Source organism: Thalassomonas sp. RHCl1 (genome assembly GCF_947387555.1).
In the GTDB taxonomy this organism is placed as follows: Bacteria; Pseudomonadota; Gammaproteobacteria; order Enterobacterales; family Alteromonadaceae; genus Thalassomonas.
Genome location: NZ_CANDNZ010000007.1, coordinates 77,766 through 98,429, shown reverse-complemented (window position 1 = coordinate 98,429; position 20,664 = coordinate 77,766). Strand labels below are relative to the sequence as shown.

Genomic DNA, 20,664 nt, shown 5'->3' with positions numbered 1-20,664 from the left:
AACACATATCAATCACACCTATGGCGTAACTGCCATAAACCAGTTCAAAAATGACAAAAAATGTTCATGTCGTTATTATCGACTATCCTAATGCACTGCAAAGTGCGGTACAGGGGTTAAAAGAACTTTTTTTAATCGCTAACCGGATAATTGCGGAAAGCCAGCTGGATACCCGGTTTGCAATAACCGTAGCCTGCCCAGAGAAAGAATTGGGCTCTGTCGTACAAAGCGATATCGTTATTCTTCCTCCCAACTTAGACGGTGATTATTACCGTGCCCCCGAAAGCGGATTATTAACATTTCTCAACCACGCCCACCAAAGCGGGGCAATCTTATGTTCAGCCTGTGCAGGCACCTTTATACTTGCTCAAACAAAGCTTTTAGATCACCGGGCAGCGACCACACATTGGCAGTTGGCAGATAAATTCAATAAGCAATACCCCAAAGTCTGCCTTAAGATAGAAAGCTTGCTCATTAATGATGGAGATATAATCAGTGCCGGTGGTTTGATGTCGTGGGTCGACCTGGGACTGGAAATAGTCGCACAATTCACCCGGCCACATATCATGCGCACACTTGGCAAATACCTTATTGTCGATACAGGCAAAAGAGAACAGCGCTATTACGACAGCTTTACCCCCAAACTCAGCCACGGCAATCAACAGATATTGCAAGTTCAGCACTATATACAGGCACATTATAACCAAGCCTTGAATATTGCTATGTTGGCTGCTTTGGCCTGTATGAGTGAACGTACCTTCCTGCGCCAGTTTACCCAGGCAACAACAATGAAACCTATACAATATATTCAAAGAATTCGAGTACAAAAGGCATGCGAACTCTTAGAATCGAGCACACAGAGTTTTGAGCAAATATCCCTGAATATCGGCTATGATGACGTCAACAGTTTTCGTAAAGTTTTCATTAAAGTCATTGGACTAAGCCCGTCAGCTTTTAAAGCCAGATTTGTTTGAATAACTTTTCATGAAACGGGCCCCATTCATTTGTCGCCAGGACAAAACCCTAACCAAGGATAATAAGGCCTTTAACAGAGCCCCCACACAAGAACTAAACAAAAATAATGACAGGTAGGGTTACTTACGAGATAAGAGCCACAAATGATGTTACCGGTTTGATTTGCACCAGGATACTTTGCAAACAATACTTCATTACAATTATCCCGGTAAAGAATATGCAGAAATTCAACAAGAATGAGATAATCCCGGTCAATTCCCCTATTCCCGCTCCCGTGAATTCTTTGCTGATTAATTGACTCTCGCCGACAGTTAGATATAACGTATGAGCTAAACCGATAAGAAATTAAGCAAATCGGTAAAGAGTATATATATATTTTGTTAACGCAGGTCAGATCTTTTGAAGTTAATCACCGCATTATTGTTCTTTATGCTGATAAGCCCCGGCTACACCGAACAAATTTCTATCGGTGCCGATGAGTGGCAGGGATATACCCATAATGACGGCAGCGGCATCTATTTTGAGTTATTGAAGAAAATTTATCCTGACTACCAGCTAGACTTTAAACTCGACAGTTTCAACCGCACCCTGAAAAAATTCAACCAGAAGAAACTTGATATCATTATCGGAGTCTATAAAGAAGACTTAGCACGCGCCCTTTTTCCCAACTGGTATCTGGATACCGAATATCCGATCATGGCTTTTTACAATCCTAAGTCATTAACCATCAATCACTTAAACGACTTCAAACAACTGAGTATTTCCTGGCTCAGGGGTTATTCTTTTCAGCGCTACCTGCCGCAGTCTGAAAACACCTACCTGATTGACGATATCAATCTGGGTTTTAAAATGCTGGCCAATCAACGTATTGATACTTTTATCGACTATAGCTATAACCTGCCGGAGCAATATCAGGACCAATTTTCCTCCTTTGAAGTATTACCGTCCCGCCGTATTTATATCGCCTTTCAGCGCAACCGGCATGGCAAAAAGCTGGCATTACAGTTCGATCAAAAAATGGCGCAATTAAGGCAATCAGGAGAGCTGGAAAAATTATTTTCAGATGATTATCAACGCACCGGACTTGCCGATTTTAATCCCGATAAAAAAGAAATTATTATTTACACCGATGAAGTCAATGTTTTAAAAGAACCACATTCAGAACAGCTTATGCTGGAGCCCAGCCTGAACCGTATCCTCAACCTGACACTGGACTCACTGGATAATTACCACTTTACCTATAAGGTCATGCATGACTTTTCCAAGATATATCAATACAAGCAAAGAAATAACGTTTGTTTTATCGATATGCTCAAAACCCGGCAACGACAGGCGCACTTTGCCTTTAGCGAGCCTTTTTCCCTTTATTTAGGCCAGCACCTTTACAGTAAAATCCTGCTTAGCGATAAAGAAGCCATTAATTTGCCACAGTTTTTCGCTAAGCAAGCGTCGAGAGGGGGAAAACAGCTCAGGCTGGCAAAAATCAGCGGCAGGAGTTATGGCAAAGGCTTAGATCAACAGCTTAGCCAGATAGACCAGACGCATCGCTACCCGACCCCGGTAGATGCTAAAACCGCCTTAAAACAACTCAATAACGGCCGTTTTGAACTCCTGATAGAATATCCTTCCGAAGTTGACTTTTACTGGCCGCAAATCAGCAAAGAAGAGATATACAGCTACGCTATTGAAGGAGCCGACAGCTATCTTTTAGGACATATGATGTGTGCAAAATCGGCGAAAACCGCGCAATTAATTGACGATTTTAATTTCTCATTAAAGAAACGCATCCCCACCCAAGCCTTTTACCAGATGCAATTGCAAGGGGTGGCAAAAAACAATCAAAACGAGTTTACCCGTTATTTCAACCAGGTTTTTCTAAATAACCATCAAGTGCAATAGCCCTTCGGCAGTAGCAGCTCAGCCAAAACCAGTTCAGACCAGTTTATCGCCAGCGCTATTTTGCAGCAGCGCACTCATATGATAAACTGAGGCAAACTCTCAAACGATAACGATATGGCTATTCAGGGACTACTACAACAAGCTCAACAGGTGTGCCAGCAACGGGGCGCCCGGTTGACAAAAATTCGCGAACAAGTCTTTTTGCTGCTTGCCGAACATGACGGTGCCGTCGGCGCTTATGAATTGCTGGAGGAACTGAAAGCCATAGATCCGGCAGCAAAACCCGCCACCATCTACCGGGCGCTGGACTTCCTCAGCAAGCAGGGGTTTGTCCATAAAATAGAATCTATTAATGCCTTTGTGATGTGCCACCATTTCAGTGAATGCAATCATCCAGTACAACTGCTGATCTGCGATGAATGCGGCCATGTGGAAGAAATTCAGTCAAACAATTTTGACCTGGCATTACGCTCAATGGCAGACGCCAGCGGTTTCAATATCAGCCACCAAATCATCGAAGCCCACGGCACCTGCCAGGCATGTAATTAAGAGAGCATAATTTAACTATTTATAAACTATTTTTATAAGTTAATAAGGCGTGTCAGCCACCAGACCATATCAAAAGAATATGGCGTTATAAATAATCATCCACCACGTTAGGAAATCCATGAAATACTCAATGCGCACAGCTTTTGTCTGCTTATGCCTTGCCGTGAGCGGCAATGTTACCGCAGGAAAATTAGCTTTTGATGACAAGTTTCGTCAGTTAGAAGAAATTTTACCGACTCCCAACAGCTATCGTACCGCCTCAGGGGCCCCCGGCCACCAGTACTGGCAACAGCAAGTCAATTACGACATCGACATTTCATTGGATGATAAAACTCAGCGCCTCACGGGAAGTGAAACCTTAGACTACCAGAACAACTCTCCCGACAGCCTGCGCTATCTGTGGTTGCAGCTAGATCAAAACCGGATGAAGCCGGGCTCAGGCTATAAAATGAGCGAAAGTGCTCCCGCCAAGAAAAAGATCACCTATAAAAAGTTCCGCACCCTGGTGGAAACGCCGAAATTTGACGGCGGTTATCAAATCACCAAAGTCACCGACAGCAACGACAAGCCGTTACATTATGTGATCAACGGCACCATGATGCGGGTCGACTTACCCAAGGCACTAAAATCCGGTGACAGCGTTGAAGTCAATATCGACTGGAATTACCAACTGCATGAGCAAAAAGTGCTCGGCGGCCGCTCAGGTTATGAATATTTTGAAAAAGATGACAACTATCTTTATGAACTCGCCCAGTGGTTCCCGCGCGCCGTAGCCTACTACGATGTCATGGGCTGGCAAAACAAACAATTCCTCGGCCGCGGTGAATTTACCCTGGAATTTGGCGATTATGAAGTCGACATTACCGTACCGGCGGATCATATCGTTGCCGCCACCGGGGTATTGCAAAACCCGAAAAAAGTCCTGACGAAAACCCAGCAAAAACGCCTGAAAAAGGCTGAAAATGCCAAAAAACCTGTGCTGGTAATCACCCCGGAAGAAGCCCTGGCCAACGAAAAATCCCGCGCGACAACAACGAAAACCTGGCAGTTCAAAGCCAAGAATGTCCGTGACTTTGCCTGGGCATCAAGCCGTAAATTTATCTGGGACGCCCAGGGTTATAAAGCCGGCAACACAGATACCATGGCCATGTCCTATTACCCTAATGAAGGTAACCCGTTATGGGAGCGCTACTCCACCGAAGCCATCATTCACACCATGGAGCAGTACAATAAGTACACCTTCGATTACCCCTACCCGGTATCGATTTCTGTAAACGGCCCGGTAGGCGGCATGGAATACCCGATGATCACCTTCAACGGCCCGCGTCCGACCCTGAATGAAGAAACCGGTGAAAAAACCTATTCCCGCAAGACCAAATACGGTTTGATCGGCGTGATCATCCACGAAGTGGGCCACAACTACTTCCCTATGATAGTTAATTCCGACGAACGCCAGTGGACCTGGATGGATGAAGGCTTAAATACCTTTTTGCAATTTATCGCCGAGCAATCCTGGGAAGAAAACTACCCGTCCCGCCGCGGCCACGCCAATGATATCACCAGCTATATGAAAAGCAGCAACCAGGTGCCTATCATGACCAACTCCGAGTCTATTATGCAGTTTGGCAACAATGCCTACGGCAAACCGGCGGCAGCCCTGAATATCCTGCGTGAAACTGTTCTCGGCCGGGAACTGTTTGATTTTGCCTTTAAAGAATATGCCCTGCGCTGGAAGTTTAAGCGTCCGACCCCGGCAGATTTCTTCCGCACCATGGAAGATGCTTCCGGCACCGACTTAGACTGGTTCTGGCATGGCTGGTTCTACACCACAGATCATGTCGACATTGCCCTGGAAGACATTCACTTATACCGCCCCAACAGCCAGAACCCGGATACCGAAGAAGCCTGGGAACGTGCGCTGAATAATGAAAGCCCTGAGTTTATCAGCAACTTACGCAACAAAGGCCAGTGGTTACGCACCCAGGACAAACCTGAGTTGTTAGACTTCTACAATGAGCATGATAAATTTACCGCCACCAATGCCGACCGCAATAAATACAACAAGGCGCAAAAAGATCTGGAACAATGGCAAAAAGAGCTGCTGGTAAATGACAGCAACTTTTATATCCTGGATTTTCGCAATATAGGCGGCTTGGTGATGCCGATTATCCTTGAAGTCAGCTACCATGACGGCAGCAAGGAGCGGTTAATCCTGCCGGCAGAAATCTGGCGGAAAAACCCGAAGAAGACCTCGAAAATGCTGATCACCGACAAGGAAATCACCGCCATTGCCGTTGATCCTAACTGGGAAACCGCCGATGTTAATGTCAATAACAACTACTGGCCGGCCAGACCAATCAAATCCCGCTTCGACCTATATAAGAAGAAGAAAGCAGATATGATGCGTGATTATAATGAAGCGCTAAAATCAGCGGATGAGGAGCCTTCAGCAGGTAAAGAGCCATCAGCGGGTAAATCAGAAGATGAAACTTCTGCAAATAATGAGGCTCGATAAGCGCACTTATGCTTAAGCCATTATTGCTTTGCCTGGTTTTCTCGGCCTATTGGGGGGCAGCACCCGCTGCCGCCCATAACTTTTTCTTCGCTATCACCGACTTGTCGGTGAACCCTAGCAGCAAGCATATCGAAATTATCCACCAATTTACCGCCCATGATATTGAAAATGCCATTGCCGAACAGCAGCAAACACATTTTTCCCCCGAGCATAAAAACTACCGGGGACTGATCCGGCAATTGTTCGAGCAACACTTTTCCGTGATGGAAGAGCAGCAGGTTTTGCCCCTGACCTGGGTAGGGCTGGAAGTTGTGCGCGGAAAAGTCTTTGTTTATCAGGAAGGACCGGCAAAAAACTTTTTGTCGGGTTTAGTGGTAAAAAATACATTACTCGTCGATACTTACCCTGAGCAGATAAATACCTTGAATTATCAAGATAATGATATCAAAGGTAGCTTAACTTTTACTCAATTAAGGAAAATTGCTAAAATTGAGTCTAATAACTAACCCAGATGGATTTACATTTGCCCGATAAGCATGCAAAATCAATCTACTAAGAAACAATCAAGGTCCGGAAAACTTCATGAATGTAGAGTTTATTAATCCTTTTTTAGCTTCAATGCTCAATGTAATGTCCACTATGGCACAAATGGAGCTGTCCCCGGAGAAGCCTAAGCTGAAGAAAGATGAAGTAGCCATGGGTGATGTCTCGGGATTAATCGGCATGGTCAGTGATCAGGCTAAAGGCTCATTATCCATAACCTTTGAAGGCCCATTAGCCATAGCCACCATGAAAAACATGGTCGGGGAAGGACCTGATGAGATCAACGAAGAAATCACCGATCTGGTGGGTGAAATCACTAACATGGTCACCGGCGGCGCCAAGCGCATGTTAAGTGAAAAGGGTATCGAATTTGATATGGCAACCCCTATGGTAGTTTCCGGTAATAACCACACCATACACCACAAAGCCGAAGGGCCAGTGGTGATTATTCCGTTAAACTCCCCTCACGGTAAAGCCTTTATCGAGTTCAGCTTCGATAAGTAATCAGATCAAATCAATTATCAAAACCTAAAAAGCCCTGCTAAAGCAGGGCTTTTTAATACATGGACGTGTGTATCCTCCAAGGCTGGGATAGCCAGGAGCCAGGTAATACATCGAGGTATGTATCCAGCGAGACAGGGATAGCCAAGAGCCGGATAATACATGGAGGTATGTATCCGGCGAGGCGGGGATAGTCAGGAGCCGGGCAATACATGATTGTCCCCGGCCCAAACAGGCAAAACGCTATGAAACCACTTTATCCTGCAATTGCGCCCTGAGGGCTTTTGCCGCCAGCACCATATTCTCCAGTGCCGCCTTAGTTTCCGGCCAGCCACGGGTTTTCAGACCGCAATCCGGGTTGACCCATAAACGCTGTGCCGGTACATAATCCAGTGCTTTATCCAATAAATTCACCATCCAGTCGACATCCGGTACATTAGGGCTGTGAATGTCATAAACCCCGGGCCCTAGGTCATTGGGGTACGCCTGCTGCTCAAAGGCATCCAGCAACGCCATATTCGAGCGGGAAGTCTCCACCGTTAATACATCGGCATCGAGGGCAATAATCGCCTCCAGAATGTCATTAAACTCCGAGTAACACATATGGCTGTGGATCTGGGTCGCCGACGGCGCCGTTGCCGCCGATAACCGGAAGGCAGCGGTAGCCCAGTCAAGGTACTCCTGCCATAAACTCTGTTTCACCGGCATGCCTTCACGGATCGCCGGTTCATCGATTTGAATGATTTGCGTGCCGTTGGCTACTAACTCCGCCACTTCATCCCCTATCGCCAACGCGATTTGCTCCGCCACCTGTTGCCGCGGCAGGTCATCGCGGACAAAAGACCAGGCGAGGATAGTCACCGGGCCGGTTAGCATCGCCTTCACCGGTTTGTCTGTCAGCGACTGGGCATAGTTGATCCATTCCAGGGTCATGGCCTGCTTACGGCTGATATCGCCGAAAATGATCGGCGGTTTTACGCAGCGTGAGCCGTAACTTTGCACCCAGGCAAACTGGGTAAAAGCCACTCCTTCCAGTAGTTCACCAAAATACTCCACCATATCATTGCGTTCGGCTTCACCGTGCACCAGCACATCTAAACCTATGGCTTCCTGCTTAGCGACAACATCGGCGATTTCCCCACGGATATATTCCTGATATTGCTGATCGCTGATCTCACCACGGCGCCATTTGGCCCTGACTTCCCGGATCTTCCCGGTCTGCGGGAAAGAACCTATGGTCGTTGTCGGCAGCAAGGGTAAGTTAAGCTCTCTTTGCTGTATAGCCTTACGCTCGCTAAAGGTTTGTTTACGATGAAAATCTTCCGGCTTCAACAGGCCAATGCGTTGCTGTACCGCTTGATTATGAATACGTTCAGACACCCTGCGCGCTATCGCCGGGGCAGAATACAGGGTAATGGCATCGCTGTTCTCCTTTACCAGGGCAGACTTTAATAACGCCAGCTCAGTGCATTTTTGCCGGGCAAAGGCCAGCCAGGAGCTAAATTCCGCATCCAGCTTTTGCTCCTGGGCCAAATCAACCGGGGAGTGCAGCAAAGAACACGAAGGCGCCAGCCACAAGCGCTCCCCCAGGCGGCGATATAGCGGCAACAGAGTTTGATAAACAGAAACCAGATCGGTTTTCCAGACATTGCGACCGTTGATCACCCCTAATGAGATCACCCAGGAATCTGGCAAAGTATCAATAACATTAATCATATCCGTTTCTTCAGCCACAGTATCCAGGTGAATACCGTCAACAGGCAACGCCTTGATCAGCTCAAGATGATGATCAATGGAAGCAAAATAGGTGGTTAACAATAACTTTACTGTCCCCTTATCCAGCTGCTGATAACTACTTTTAAACGCCTGCTGCCAATCTGGGCTTAATTCCAGTCCCAACACCGGCTCATCAATTTGCAGCCAGTTGATACCGGCATCTGCCAATTGAGTCAAAATCTGCTGATAACCTTTGAGTAACTGCGGTAGCAGGGATAGCTTCTCTACGTCCTTGGCAACACTTAAATACAAATAACTCACCGGCCCCAGCAATACAGGCTTCACCTTGTCGCTAAGCTGTTGTGCTTCGGCTATTTGCGCCAGCAACCGGGGCGTATTCACCTTAATATCCAGCCCGTCACTAAGCTCAGGCACGATATAGTGATAGTTGGTATTAAACCACTTGGTCATATCACTTGCCGCACACTGGCAGCCGGAAGGAGCCTGGCCACGGGCAATACGAAACTCCAGATCCAACTCATTGTCATCGCTGCTGTGACGAAAACGCTCCGGCACTATGCCCAACAGTAAAGAAGTATTGAGGACATGATCGTAATGGGCGAAATCTCCCACCGGCAAATATTCAATGCCCTCATCCAGCTGGGTTTGCCAGTTTGTTTTACGAATATTCCGGCACTCTGCCAGCAAGGTTTCTTGCGAGCTTTCACCGCGCCAGTACCTTTCCAGGGAAAATTTCAATTCCCGCTTTGCGCCGATGCGGGGAAAACCTAAGTTATGAATTTGCATATTGTCTCCAAATATTTACATGGACGTCTAGATGTTTATACGGATATACTTATCCAATAAAGGAAGACAAACAAGCGCAAAATATTCAACGGGGTATGAAGAAACTTCATCATGTTCGAGCTTAAACATTTAAAAACCATTTCGGCCCTTAATGCCAGCGGCACGATTCGTAAAACGGCGGAAAAACTTTTTTTAAGCCAGTCGGCCTTATCCCACCAGCTTAAAGAGCTGGAGTTTAAACTCGGCGATAAAATTTTCATCCGCAATACCTCCCCGGTGCAATTTACCCGCCCGGGCCAGCTTTTGCTTGAACTGGCCCACAAGGTACTGCCGGAAGTGGAAAACACAATGTCAGCCCTGAAAGGCCAGAGCGGTGCTGAAAAAACATTAACCCTGGCTTTTGCCTGCCACGCCTGTTTTCAATGGTTATTACCGGTAACCCAGGCATTAAGTCAGCAAAATCCGGGATTAAGGTTCAGCTTTGCCGATCCTTTGTTTATAGAGGAGTATCAACAGGCAGATATTCTGTTTACCGATGAATTAACTGAAAAAAACGACCTGGAGTTGGAGGAAATAGGCCAGTTTGAGCTGGTTGCCGTCGTGGCAAATCAGCACCCGCTGGCGCAGAAGACATTTTTATCGCCGCAGGATTTTCAGGAAATAAACCTGCTGACTTATCCGGTGAAAACACAACGCCTGGATATTTTTAACCTATTTCTGAGCCCGCATGCAATAACCCCGAACAAGATAAAGCAGGTGGAAAACAGCCATATGATGTTGCAAATGGCAGCGGCAGATATGGGGGTGGCGGTATTGCCCGACTGGCTGGTCACCAGCCTGGCCACGCCTGCGCTGTTGAAAAGATTGCCATTGGGCAAAACCGGCCTGTTTAAAACCTTATATGCCAGTTATCGCCCGACCAATAGCAAGCTGACTGAAATAACAGCCTTCCTGCCCCGGGCCATCGACGCCTTTAAGGCGCTGTACCGATAACATCATGCTCTAGTTAAAGGTCAGTGCCAGCGGCTTACCGTCAAAAGTCAGTGATAACTTCAGCTGCTTGCTGCTGTGATCATAACTGCTGTTGAGACGCTTGCCTTCCAGGTATACCGCTTTAAAATGCGGCGCATTATGCACCACCAGGCTCAATTGCTTACCCGGTAGCTGTTTTTTGGTGAGATCGGCCAGGGCTATGTTAAAGCTGAGCTGCTGCTCCCTTGCTTTCGCGACAAAGTCGATCTTAGTAAACTCACCTTGCTGATACTCCTGCGTTTGCCCGTCATCCTGGTAAAGCTGAAAACGTGACTCGCCGACACCGGCATCAAACCAATAATGGATAATAAGTTCATCGCCGGAATACTCCCGGGTGTTTTGCATATCCGGGGCATGGGGAATAATAGCGCCCCCCTTCACCAATACCGGAATCGTTTCCTTATTAACGGGGATCTTTGACTTAGCGCCCTCTTTAGCCCTTGAATAGCGCTTACCGGTAAAGTAATCATACCAGTTACCGGCCAGCAACTGATAATCAAGCGCTGTCACCCCGGGAGCGGTAACCGGCAACACCAGCAAGTTCGGCCCCCAGAAGTAAGCCTTAGTGTCCAATAAAGCATCACCGGCTAAGGTGTCATCTTCAAAAAACACCGGGCGCATCAACGGCGTGCCCTTGCTATGATTTTCCCAGGCCAGAGTATAGTTATAAGGCAAGAGTTGATAACGCCAGCTTAAAGCCTCCTTCACCCGCGCCGCCACTTCTTCACCATGAAACACAGGCTCAGGCAAGACACTGTCGTCAGCATGGGGGCGAAATACCGGCGAAAAGGCGCCAAATTGCAGCCAACGTACGTAAAGTTCGGCATCAAAGGTTTCTGCCGCAACAAAACCGCCTAAATCAGAATGGGTGTAGCCCAGGCCCAATAAGCCCATTTGCAGCGATAACTCTACCTGGGACGCTAATGCCGCCCAGCTGCGGCTGACATCCCCGGTCCAGGGGATCATGCCGTAGCGCTGACTGCCGGCAAAACCCGAACGCATCATGATAAAAGGACGTTGCTTTGGTTTCGCCCGGTTAAAGCCCTGATAAAGGGTTTTCGCCCATTGATGGCCGTAAACATTATGCACTTCATCCGCCAATGCGCTTTGTCCGGACTCGCTTAAGCTATGTACGGCATCCGCGGGATGCACTTCCGGCTCGCCCAAATCCCCCCAAAAACCTGCTATGCCCCAGTCGAGCTGTTTTTGGTAAAAAGGCCAGAACCAGTTCTGCCCGGTTTCGGAAAAAATATCCACCAGCGAGGTATTACCGAAATAAAAATCAAAGGTTTTTGCCTTACCCGAGGTGTCTTTGGCAAACGCCCCGGCATCACTCCCTGCCTGCCAGTTACCGGAGCTGGTTAAAACAAAAGGTTCACTGATCAAGATGCTCTGAATGCCCATGTCGGCAAAATCTTTTACCATCTGCTCGCCATGGGGGAAGGTTTTCCTGTCCCAGTCGAGATTCCCCATATGCCCTTTGATATCCGGACCAAACCAGTAAAGATCGAAAATAATAGCATCAAGCGGCATGTTTTGTTTTTGGTATTCGGCCACCACCGCCCTGGCCTGGGCTTCGCTGCGGTAACCAAAACGCGATGCCATACTACCCAGGGCCCACATAGGCGGCATAGGCTGCTTGCCGCTGGCCGAGGTATAATGATCGAGCAAGTCAGCATAATCGTCCGCCATAGTCACCAGGTAGGCCGTTCTGCCGCCACCGGCGCTGAAGGCCAGAATATCTTGTTCACTGGCCCCTAAATCAAGCGAACCTTTGGCGCTGTTATCGAACATCAGCATATATTTATTGCTGGACATCAAACCGGGCAAACCAAAATACATCTGTTTGGAGTTATTTTCATAACCGTAATGGGCCTTGTTATACAAAGGCAGTTTAAAACCGCGCCTGTCCATGCCCAGCACCCTTTGCCCGCCGGCAAAGAGCTTCTCATCCGCCGTTAACTTAAAACGAAAGCCCTGGCTGTTTTTAGCGGCGATATAACCCAGCTCTTCCTCGAGTTTCAGCTGCCCCTGATGATAAAAAGCAAGTTTAAAAGGTGATTGTTGGATCACTACCGAAGAGGTAGTACTGCTAAAGCTCAGCGCATCTGTTTTTTCAGTGACTGACGTCGTTATGCTTTGCTTATCAAGCAGTAAGTTTTCATCTAGCCTTTTCTCATCAAGTAAATAACCGGGCAATTGCTTGACGCCATTGGCCTGATAATGGACATAAACACTGTTATCGGTAATATATTCGATAGCAATCTGTCCCCGGGGCGAGTGCAGCACAAGTGTATTGCCCTGGTGCCGGTAACTTTGCCACTTTTCAGCAAAAGCCGGTTGCGTCACTGTATCTGGAGCCAAAGCCTGTACCGGCAGGAATAAAGCCGGAGATAAGGAGATACTCAGGGCTAACAACAGTTTAGTTAATAACTTCATAAGGTTTGTTCCATTTGCTGGCGGCTTTTCAGGCTGAGAGCAGGCGTCAAAACGCCATAATATCAGGGCAATATAACCCGCATAAAATGGCCCAGGCCAGCCCCGCCAGGGTGAATACGTATGCAACTGCTTGTCATATCCGTGCCCGAATGAATAGGATAAACTCACTCGAAGCAGTACCCGGCCGGATAATATAAATAACACTAACGCCGGAGGCCAAAATGCCGGAAGCCGACAAACCTGGCCTTAATCCCTGAATATTGGCCATATAAACAGCAATAAAAAATAGGAATAATTAACCATGAACCTGACCCGCCTGGCTTTACTGCCGGTTTCGGCAATCTTAACCCTCTCCCTTGGCGCCTGTGTGTCACAGCCGGGACAAAAAGCAAATTTACCTCATGAACAGAGCATGAAGCCAGCCTTTTATGGCAGTCAAAATCCCTTTGCTTCAGAGTCGGTTTATTTCCTGTTAACCGACAGGTTTGTCGATGGCGACCCCAGCAATAACCAGGAAAATCAGGGGGGAGAATATCCCACCTTTAACCGGGTACTCAAGGGGGAAAACGGCGAACAGGCCAATGTCGGCTATATGGGGGGTGACTTTAAAGGGGTACTGGATAACGCAGATTATATCAGGGACATGGGCTTTACTTCGGTATGGCTGACACCGATAGTCGATAACCCGGACCAGGCCTTTAGCGGCGGAGAAGAAGTCACCTATGGCGCCTATTACAAAGACGGCGGTAAAACCGGTTATCACGGCTACTGGGGCACAAACTTCTACAAGGTAGACGAACACCTGCCGTCAAAAGATTTAACTTTTGCCGATTTTACCCGTAAGTTAAAGCAGGAACACCAACTGAATTTTATCCTCGACATAGTGGCCAACCACGGCTCACCGGCCTACAGCATGCCCGAGCAACAGGGGAATTTCGGCAAAATCTTCAATGAACAGGGAGAGCTGATTGCCGACCACCAAAATATCCACCCGGAAAAGCTGGATAAGCACAATCCCCTGCATGCCTTTTATAATACCCATACCGGCCTGGCCCAGCTTTCGGATGTAGATGAAAACAACGAAGCGGCACTTGATTATTTTACCGGGGCTTATTTGAAATGGATCGACCAGGGGGTACATGCTCTCAGGGTAGATACCATCAAGGAAATGCCCCATGCTTTCTGGAAAAAATTGTTTGACCGCATCCGCGCGGTTCATCCGGAGATCTTTATTTTCGGCGAAAGCTATTCCTACGAGGCAGAATTTATTGCCGAACATACCCGGGAAGAAAACGGCGGCGCCAGCGTACTGGACTTTCCCGGCAGAAAAGCCATCACAGGCGTGTTTGAAAATCCCGAAAGCGACTTCGGGGATCTTTTGTCTTACCTGCATTTAGATGACGGCGTATACCAGAATCCCTATGAGCTGATGACCTTTTACGACAACCACGATATGGAGCGCATGAATGCCTCCGACATGGGCTTTGTTGATGCCAATAACTGGCTATTTACTTCCCGCGGTATTCCGGTGATTTATTACGGCTCAGAAATGAACTTTATGACCGGTAAGCCGGAGCACCAGGGCAACCGCAACTATCTCGGCCAGGAGAGGATCGAAGAGGCGAAAAGTCATGTTATCCATAACGAACTCAAAAAAATCGCCGGACTGAGAAAAACCACTCCGGCCCTGCAGCGGGGATTACAGCTTAACCTTGACTTTAACGGACAAACCGCGAGTTTCTACCGGGTTTATCAGGACAAGGGCATCAGCCAAACCGCGTTAGTACTGTTAAACAAAGGGGACAAGGCCGCCGATTTTAACATCAGCGAAAAGCTGAGCAGCGGCCGCTGGACGGACGCCATCAGCGGCGAACAATACCTGGTTGACGATAGTAATGCCGCCATCAATACCCGGGTGAAAGCACACGGGGTCAAGGTATTGCTGCTAAATGCCCGGGCGAACCATCCTCAACTGCTCGCCGAGCTGGCAAAACAGCAAGAGAGCTTATTTCCTGTCAGTGCAAAAAAAACTGAAATCGCTGCCCATTAGGCCCTACTTGTAAGACAACAACGGACAATCAGCATAAATAAGATAACATTCATTTGAAAAGTTTTATTGCTGATTGCCCGGCCCCGGGTTATCTGCTAAAAATACCTGTCAGCAAAGATGTTTTAGCAATCGTTTAGCAAGAATAAAGCGGGAGAGTAATGATGTGGTTTCAGACGGAAATAACTCTGGCGGCGAGGGGGCGTGGTTTTCATTTAATCACGGATGAAGTTGAACATAACCTGCCCCAGCTGGCCTCAATCAAATGCGGCTTGCTGCATTTATTTATTAAACACACTTCCGCTTCGTTGACCATCAATGAAAACGCCGACCCCACGGTAAGATCGGATATGGAAGAGCACTTTAACCACTTTGTCCCCGCCGATGCCATCTATTACCAGCATATTTATGAAGGCAGCGACGATATGCCCGCCCATATCAAGGCCAGCACTTTAGGCAATAATGTCACTATCCCGATCAGCAAGGGCCAGCTCAATATGGGCATATGGCAAGGTATTTATCTGGGTGAGCACAGGAACCACGGCGGTAAACGCACCCTGGTGGCTACCATTCAGGGGGAAACACTTTAACTTTTACTTAGCTCACATGTTTTATCTGCTTTAACAGCCGCCAGCAGTTATCAAGATTAATCAGCCTTATTCGCTATGATAAAGCTGCGGTACCTGCTTTAAGGTACAGCAGCTTGGCTTATGGCCTTTTAAAAAAACCTGGGCTAGTTTTCAGCGGACAGGCTTGGTGCCGCCTGCTTAGGTGTGACGACCAACTCTGCCTGATTGACAACAATACTGATCTTTTGTCCGACAGGGAAACCGGCCAACCGCAACCATTTTCCCCTGAGTATCACACAGGGTTCAAGCTTGACGGGCACATAGTTAATGCCTATGCCGCGGGTTTTCGTTGCCGTGTTGCAAACCGTTTCCTGCACGGTAAGTTGCCGATAAATGGGATATTTTACTTTTGCCGAGACGGGCTCTGGCGTATGATGATATTCAGCCATGACGTACTCCGGTGAGTTCGTTGTGGTTAGCGACCTCTGGGTGTTGACGCACTCAGGGGTTGCGACTTAAGTTATTACTTTTGCTTTATTGCTTAGTAATAACGCCTGTTATTGCAGCAGTTCATTGGTGGAATTGCTGCAATAAATGCTCTCCTTTTGGACTGGGATAGCACTATTAAGGAAAGACCAATTTGCGGGGAAATCAATAGTGAATTGGTCTTTTTTTGAGGTAAATTTGCAGGTCTTTTGCTTAATTGTAAAGAGGGCGTCCGAGCGAGCCGAAAGCAGAATTAGACATATATCCCCTAGCCCGCTCTCATAAAGTAATTAACCGTTAGCCAGCTGTTTAAACCACTTCTATCTGTACTCGCCGGGTAATATTACATAACAGCTCGTAGGGTATAGTGGTCGCATGCAGGGCTATTTCCTCCACCGGCAAGCCCTGCCCCCATAAGATTGCCAAATCTCCTACTTGATCCTGGGAGTCTTTACCAAGATCTACAGTGATCATATCCATGGACACCCGCCCGACCAGCGGTACCCGGCGGCCGTTCACCAGTACCGGGGTGCCATTGCCGGCATGGCGGGGATAACCGTCGCCATAACCTATGGCAATCACACCGATAGTGGTATCTTCTGAGCTTACCCAGGCAGCGCCATAACCCACGGCCTCCCCTGCTTTCAGGGAGCGCACCGCAATCAGGCTCGACTGCAGGGTCATCACAGGTTTGATCCCCAGGCTTTGTGCACTTTGCTCCGGCGACGCCATGGGCGATACCCCGTATAAAATCAGTCCGGGGCGGATCCAGTCATAGCGGGTTTGCGGCCAGGCATAACTGCCGGCGGAATTGGCCAGCGATTTTTCATTGTTATAAGTCGAGGTTAATTGCTCAAACAATGCCAGCTGGCTGTTGGTGACGGGGTTTTCTTTGTCATCGGCGCAGCCTAAATGGCTCATCAACACTATATCGGGGTCAACATTATCGCTTGCCGAAAGTGCCTGATAAAATTCATCAAATTCTTCCGGATTGATACCTAACCTGTGCATGCCGGTATCTATTTTCAGCCAGACTTTGAGCGGCTTTTCCAGTCTCGCCCGGGTAAGGGCGTCAAGCTGTTGCCGGTTGTGTACTATGGTTTGCAGGTTATTGACCGCCAGAATCGGCAAGTCCTGCTCGGTAAAAAAACCTTCCAGCAAAACGATAGGTTTAACCACACCGGCGGCACGCAGGGCCAGCGCTTCATCGAGGCGGGCAACGCCGAAGGCATCCGCCTGGGGCAAGGCGCGGGCGATGCGCTCCAGGCCATGGCCATAACCATTGGCTTTAAGCACCGCCAGGACCTTGGCCTTGGGAGCAAACGTTTTTACCCGGTTGAAATTATCCACCAGGGCCTGGCGGTCGATCACCGCCGTTGCTGTTGTTAAAGTCACTGGGATAACAGCCTTAATCTTCTTCTAATACATGTGGACCGGCGTAATTGTCAAAGCGGGAGAATTGCCCCTGGAAGGTCAGCGGCACCCGGCCTATCGGACCGTTACGCTGTTTACCGATAATGATCTCCGCCATACCTTTAAATTCCGAGTCGTCATGGTAGACCTCATCCCGGTAGATGAACATGATCAAATCGGCATCCTGCTCGATCGCTCCCGATTCACGCAAATCCGAGTTTACCGGGCGTTTATCGGCACGCTGCTCCAAACTACGGTTTAGCTGCGACAGGGCGATGACCGGTACTTCCAGCTCTTTCGCCAGTGCTTTTAATGAACGGGAGATTTCCGAGATTTCCAAGGTACGGTTGTCCGCCAGCGCCGGTACCCGCATCAGCTGCAGGTAATCTATCATGATCATGCTTAAACCGCCGTGATCCCTGGCGATACGCCGGGCGCGGGAGCGGACATCGGTCGGGGTAAGACCCGCGGCATCATCGATATACATCTTGCCTTGTTCCATCATCAAGCCCATGGTTGATGATAACCGCGCCCAATCCTCGTCATCGAGCTGACCGGTACGGATTTTTGTCTGATCAATGCGGCCGAGGGAGGCCAGCATCCTCATCATCAATTGCTCTGAAGGCATCTCCAGGCTGAAAATAAGCGCGGGTTTGTCCTGCATCATGGCGGCATTTTCCGCCAAGTTCATGGCAAAGGTGGTTTTACCCATAGACGGACGGGCCGCGACGATAATTAAGTCTGAGGGCTGCATCCCGGCAGTCATCTTATCGAGATCGGCAAAGCCGGTGGAGACCCCGGTAACACCGTCATGGGGCTGCTGGTACAGTTTTTCGATACGGTCTACGGTTTTTTCCAACACCGAGGTGATATTTTCCGGACCTTCGGATTTATTGGCCCTTTGTTCGGCAATTTTAAAGACTTTGGTTTCGGCAAAATCAAGCAGGTCGGCACTGGTGCGCCCCTGGGTATCATAACCGGCCTCGGCTATTTCATTGGCGACACTGATCATTTCCCGGGTAACCGCACGTTCACGGACGATTTCCGCATAAGCGGTAATATTGGCGGCACTCGGGGTGTTTTTCATCATCTCGGCGAGATAAACAAAACCGCCGGCATCTTCGAGTTTTTGATCGTTTTCCAGCGATTCCGACAAAGTGATCAAATCCACGGGTTCGCCTAATTCAATCAAGGCGCCGATAGATTCAAAGATCACCCGGTGTGCCCGGCTGTAGAAGTCGGGGGCAACCACCCTTTCGCTGACCCGGTCCCAGGTATCGTTATCGAGCAGCAGGCCGCCGATCACCGATTGCTCGGCTTCGAGCGAATGCGGCGGTACTTTTAATGCGTCAACCTGCTGGTCACGATCAAAATCTTTGTTCTTTTTAAATTTAGGTGGCTTGCGCTCGGCCATGAATAACTACCTTGACGATTGTGCTGATCACCGGGATATAAGGACAAATATCACGGTCATTGTATAAGACCGCTAATGTAGCAGATTATGGCGCTAAGAAGAATATCAAAGCATAAAGAAAGGAATTAAAAATGCGCCCGGAAAAGAACTTTCCGGGCATGTTCGTGTACACTTTAGCGGCTGGCAACCCTGATATTGCCGCTAACGGTATTACCCCTGACCGAACCGTTACCATTGCCGGTCACAAATTCCAATTTTGAGCTCGGGCCATATTTAGCTTCCACCGCCTTGTCTGAGGTGAGTTTATTGACTAAGTCGCCCCCGGCATTGGCCTTCAGGCGGAAACTTGCCTGAACGTCCGGCTGAAATTTCAACGCCATATCACCGCTGACACTACTGAGTTTAACCAAACCGCTGTCATTTAAGTTCAACTGCCCTTCCACATCGCCGCTGACGGTGGATATCGCCAATTCATCGACCTGCGCCAGATTAAGTTCGATTTCACCCGAAACACTTGTCACCTGGACTTCACTGGCCTCGGACTGACTCTTGATATCGCCACTGACGGCTTTCAACTGAAGGCGGCCACTTGATGCCTTATCCCGAATATCTCCGCTGACGGTAGAGAGCTGCACCTTGCCAGATAATCCCTTAACTTTAATATGGCCGCTGACGGTTAACAGTTCCACATGATTGCTGAGGTTTTCCCCGGTAAGATCGCCGCTCACCGTTTTCACGTCAACATTACGGGTTAACTCCGCCAAGGTAACATCGCTGGAAACACCGCCAAAACTTACCCGGGCATTTTTAGGCACGAAGATGGTCAGATCTGAGCCTTGCTCATTCCAGCGATTGTTGCTGTTATGCGGCATCATCACTTTTATTTCAATCAACGAGCCCTTTTGTTCAAAGGTAAGCCCCTCTGCGTTATCGTCCAGCTCCCCTTTAACCGAGACCTGGTCTTTATCCCAGCCGGTAATACTCACTTCCCCGTTTGGACTTTCGATGCTGATATTGCTGTCCCCGGAGGCGGGCAAGACTTTATCTATTTTTTCCCCGGCCAAGGCCGGCAACGCCAAACTTGTCAGTAAAACCGGTAAAATGTATTGAAAAACCTTCATAATCAACCTCTTTCCGGCAAGTCTCTTTCGCCGGTAAAATTACTTTCTTAAAATTCGTTACTTAACACAACACTCAAAACCAATAGTCAAAGCCAGACTAAATCGATTGCCACTGCGGGCTGTATAACTGTTCGATTAAATCCAGCTCTTGCTGCTGGGTCCAGCGCAATAAATTCAACAAATCGGCATTGTTGGGATCTTCTGCCAGGGCTTTATTTATTGATGACCTTGCCGCCGCCAGCTGATTCAGCTGGTTCTGCATATCAAGCGGTAGCTCGCTTATTTTCGGCTGGCCAAAACTCACCAACATGGTATTTTTTTGTAATTCAAAATCTTGCTGCATCGCCACCACTAAATTTAACTGGCCTGGCTGGCCCTGCTGCGGGGCTAAATTCATCCAGGTCAATAATACCGCGGCAACTACGGACGCCGCCCAGGCCAGTGGCATTTTCATGTTATTGGTTTTCATACCAACGGATAATACCGGCTCATTTGTCTGCTGCGGCTTTTGTTGCGGCAGCTGCACCAGCGCCCGCTCAATACCCGGCCACAAATCACGCTCCGGTGACATTTCTTCAGGCAATTGATCTATCCGGCTCTGTAATGCCTGGTCAGATAGTGGTTTGTTCATCTCGTTA

16 protein-coding genes are annotated in these 20,664 nt (G+C 48.3%); 9 read left to right on the top strand and 7 right to left on the bottom strand.

Annotated elements, in window-relative coordinates; all coding sequences use genetic code 11:
- The first annotated feature begins 50 nt into the window (after nt 1–50).
- The 6 genes from QL234_RS19515 (at nt 51) to QL234_RS19490 (ending at nt 6,985) form a co-directional block, all read left to right on the top strand.
- On the top strand, nt 51–974 hold the full coding sequence (locus QL234_RS19515; RefSeq protein WP_281559457.1) for a helix-turn-helix domain-containing protein: 924 nt from the start codon (nt 51–53) through the stop codon (nt 972–974).
- 400 nt (nt 975–1,374) lie between these two features.
- Nucleotides 1,375–2,874 carry a transporter substrate-binding domain-containing protein gene (locus tag QL234_RS19510; RefSeq protein WP_281559456.1) on the top strand — a complete coding sequence of 500 codons (1,500 nt, stop codon included), beginning with the start codon at nt 1,375–1,377 and terminating at the stop codon, nt 2,872–2,874.
- 114 nt (nt 2,875–2,988) lie between these two features.
- Entirely contained in the window at nt 2,989–3,423 is a 435-nt protein-coding gene (gene zur / locus QL234_RS19505) for a zinc uptake transcriptional repressor Zur (RefSeq protein WP_281559455.1), read from the top strand.
- A 118-nt stretch (nt 3,424–3,541) separates the two neighbouring features.
- Nucleotides 3,542–5,938 (top strand): M1 family metallopeptidase, encoded by a 2,397-nt coding sequence (locus QL234_RS19500; RefSeq protein WP_281559454.1) that lies wholly within the window; start codon nt 3,542–3,544, stop codon nt 5,936–5,938.
- 8 nt (nt 5,939–5,946) lie between these two features.
- Entirely contained in the window at nt 5,947–6,444 is a 498-nt protein-coding gene (locus QL234_RS19495; protein WP_281559453.1) for a DUF6702 family protein, read from the top strand.
- Between the two features lie 76 nt (nt 6,445–6,520).
- Nucleotides 6,521–6,985 carry a chemotaxis protein CheX gene (locus QL234_RS19490; protein ID WP_044831364.1) on the top strand — a complete coding sequence of 155 codons (465 nt, stop codon included), beginning with the start codon at nt 6,521–6,523 and terminating at the stop codon, nt 6,983–6,985.
- A gap of 240 nt (nt 6,986–7,225) precedes the next feature.
- Here the strand turns inward: QL234_RS19490 and metE are convergent, their stop codons facing one another.
- Nucleotides 7,226–9,505 carry a 5-methyltetrahydropteroyltriglutamate--homocysteine S-methyltransferase gene (metE, locus tag QL234_RS19485; protein ID WP_281559452.1) on the bottom strand — a complete coding sequence of 760 codons (2,280 nt, stop codon included), beginning with the start codon at nt 9,503–9,505 and terminating at the stop codon, nt 7,226–7,228.
- A 111-nt stretch (nt 9,506–9,616) separates the two neighbouring features.
- On the opposite strand from metE, the gene QL234_RS19480 reads away from it, so the two are divergent.
- The gene (locus tag QL234_RS19480) at nt 9,617–10,498 is read left to right on the top strand and encodes a LysR substrate-binding domain-containing protein (protein ID WP_281559451.1); all 882 of its coding nucleotides are present in this window, start codon (nt 9,617–9,619) and stop codon (nt 10,496–10,498) included.
- 9 nt (nt 10,499–10,507) lie between these two features.
- Here QL234_RS19480 and QL234_RS19475 read toward each other — a convergent pair whose 3' ends face one another.
- Nucleotides 10,508–12,976 carry a TIM-barrel domain-containing protein gene (locus QL234_RS19475; protein ID WP_281559450.1) on the bottom strand — a complete coding sequence of 823 codons (2,469 nt, stop codon included), beginning with the start codon at nt 12,974–12,976 and terminating at the stop codon, nt 10,508–10,510.
- A gap of 301 nt (nt 12,977–13,277) precedes the next feature.
- Here QL234_RS19475 and QL234_RS19470 point away from each other — a divergent pair, with 301 nt between their 5' ends.
- A complete protein-coding gene (locus QL234_RS19470; protein ID WP_281559449.1) occupies nt 13,278–15,026 on the top strand; it encodes an alpha-amylase family glycosyl hydrolase in 1,749 nt (582 codons plus the stop codon).
- A 158-nt stretch (nt 15,027–15,184) separates the two neighbouring features.
- Nucleotides 15,185–15,613: a secondary thiamine-phosphate synthase enzyme YjbQ gene (locus QL234_RS19465; protein ID WP_281559448.1), complete on the top strand. Its 429-nt coding sequence runs from the start codon at nt 15,185–15,187 to the stop codon at nt 15,611–15,613.
- A gap of 143 nt (nt 15,614–15,756) precedes the next feature.
- Here QL234_RS19465 and QL234_RS19460 read toward each other — a convergent pair whose 3' ends face one another.
- From QL234_RS19460 to QL234_RS19440, 5 genes are all read right to left on the bottom strand, one after another.
- Nucleotides 15,757–16,041 (bottom strand): SymE family type I addiction module toxin, encoded by a 285-nt coding sequence (locus QL234_RS19460; protein WP_281559447.1) that lies wholly within the window; start codon nt 16,039–16,041, stop codon nt 15,757–15,759.
- A 346-nt stretch (nt 16,042–16,387) separates the two neighbouring features.
- A complete protein-coding gene (gene alr, locus QL234_RS19455; RefSeq protein ID WP_281559446.1) occupies nt 16,388–17,473 on the bottom strand; it encodes an alanine racemase in 1,086 nt (361 codons plus the stop codon).
- 13 nt (nt 17,474–17,486) lie between these two features.
- On the bottom strand, nt 17,487–18,905 hold the full coding sequence (gene dnaB, locus QL234_RS19450) for a replicative DNA helicase (RefSeq protein ID WP_281559445.1): 1,419 nt from the start codon (nt 18,903–18,905) through the stop codon (nt 17,487–17,489).
- 173 nt (nt 18,906–19,078) lie between these two features.
- Complete coding sequence (locus tag QL234_RS19445) at nt 19,079–20,026, bottom strand: DUF4097 family beta strand repeat-containing protein (protein WP_281559444.1); 948 nt, start codon at nt 20,024–20,026, stop codon at nt 19,079–19,081.
- 97 nt (nt 20,027–20,123) lie between these two features.
- Entirely contained in the window at nt 20,124–20,657 is a 534-nt protein-coding gene (locus QL234_RS19440) for a hypothetical protein (protein ID WP_281559443.1), read from the bottom strand.
- Nucleotides 20,658–20,664: the final 7 nt, after the last annotated feature.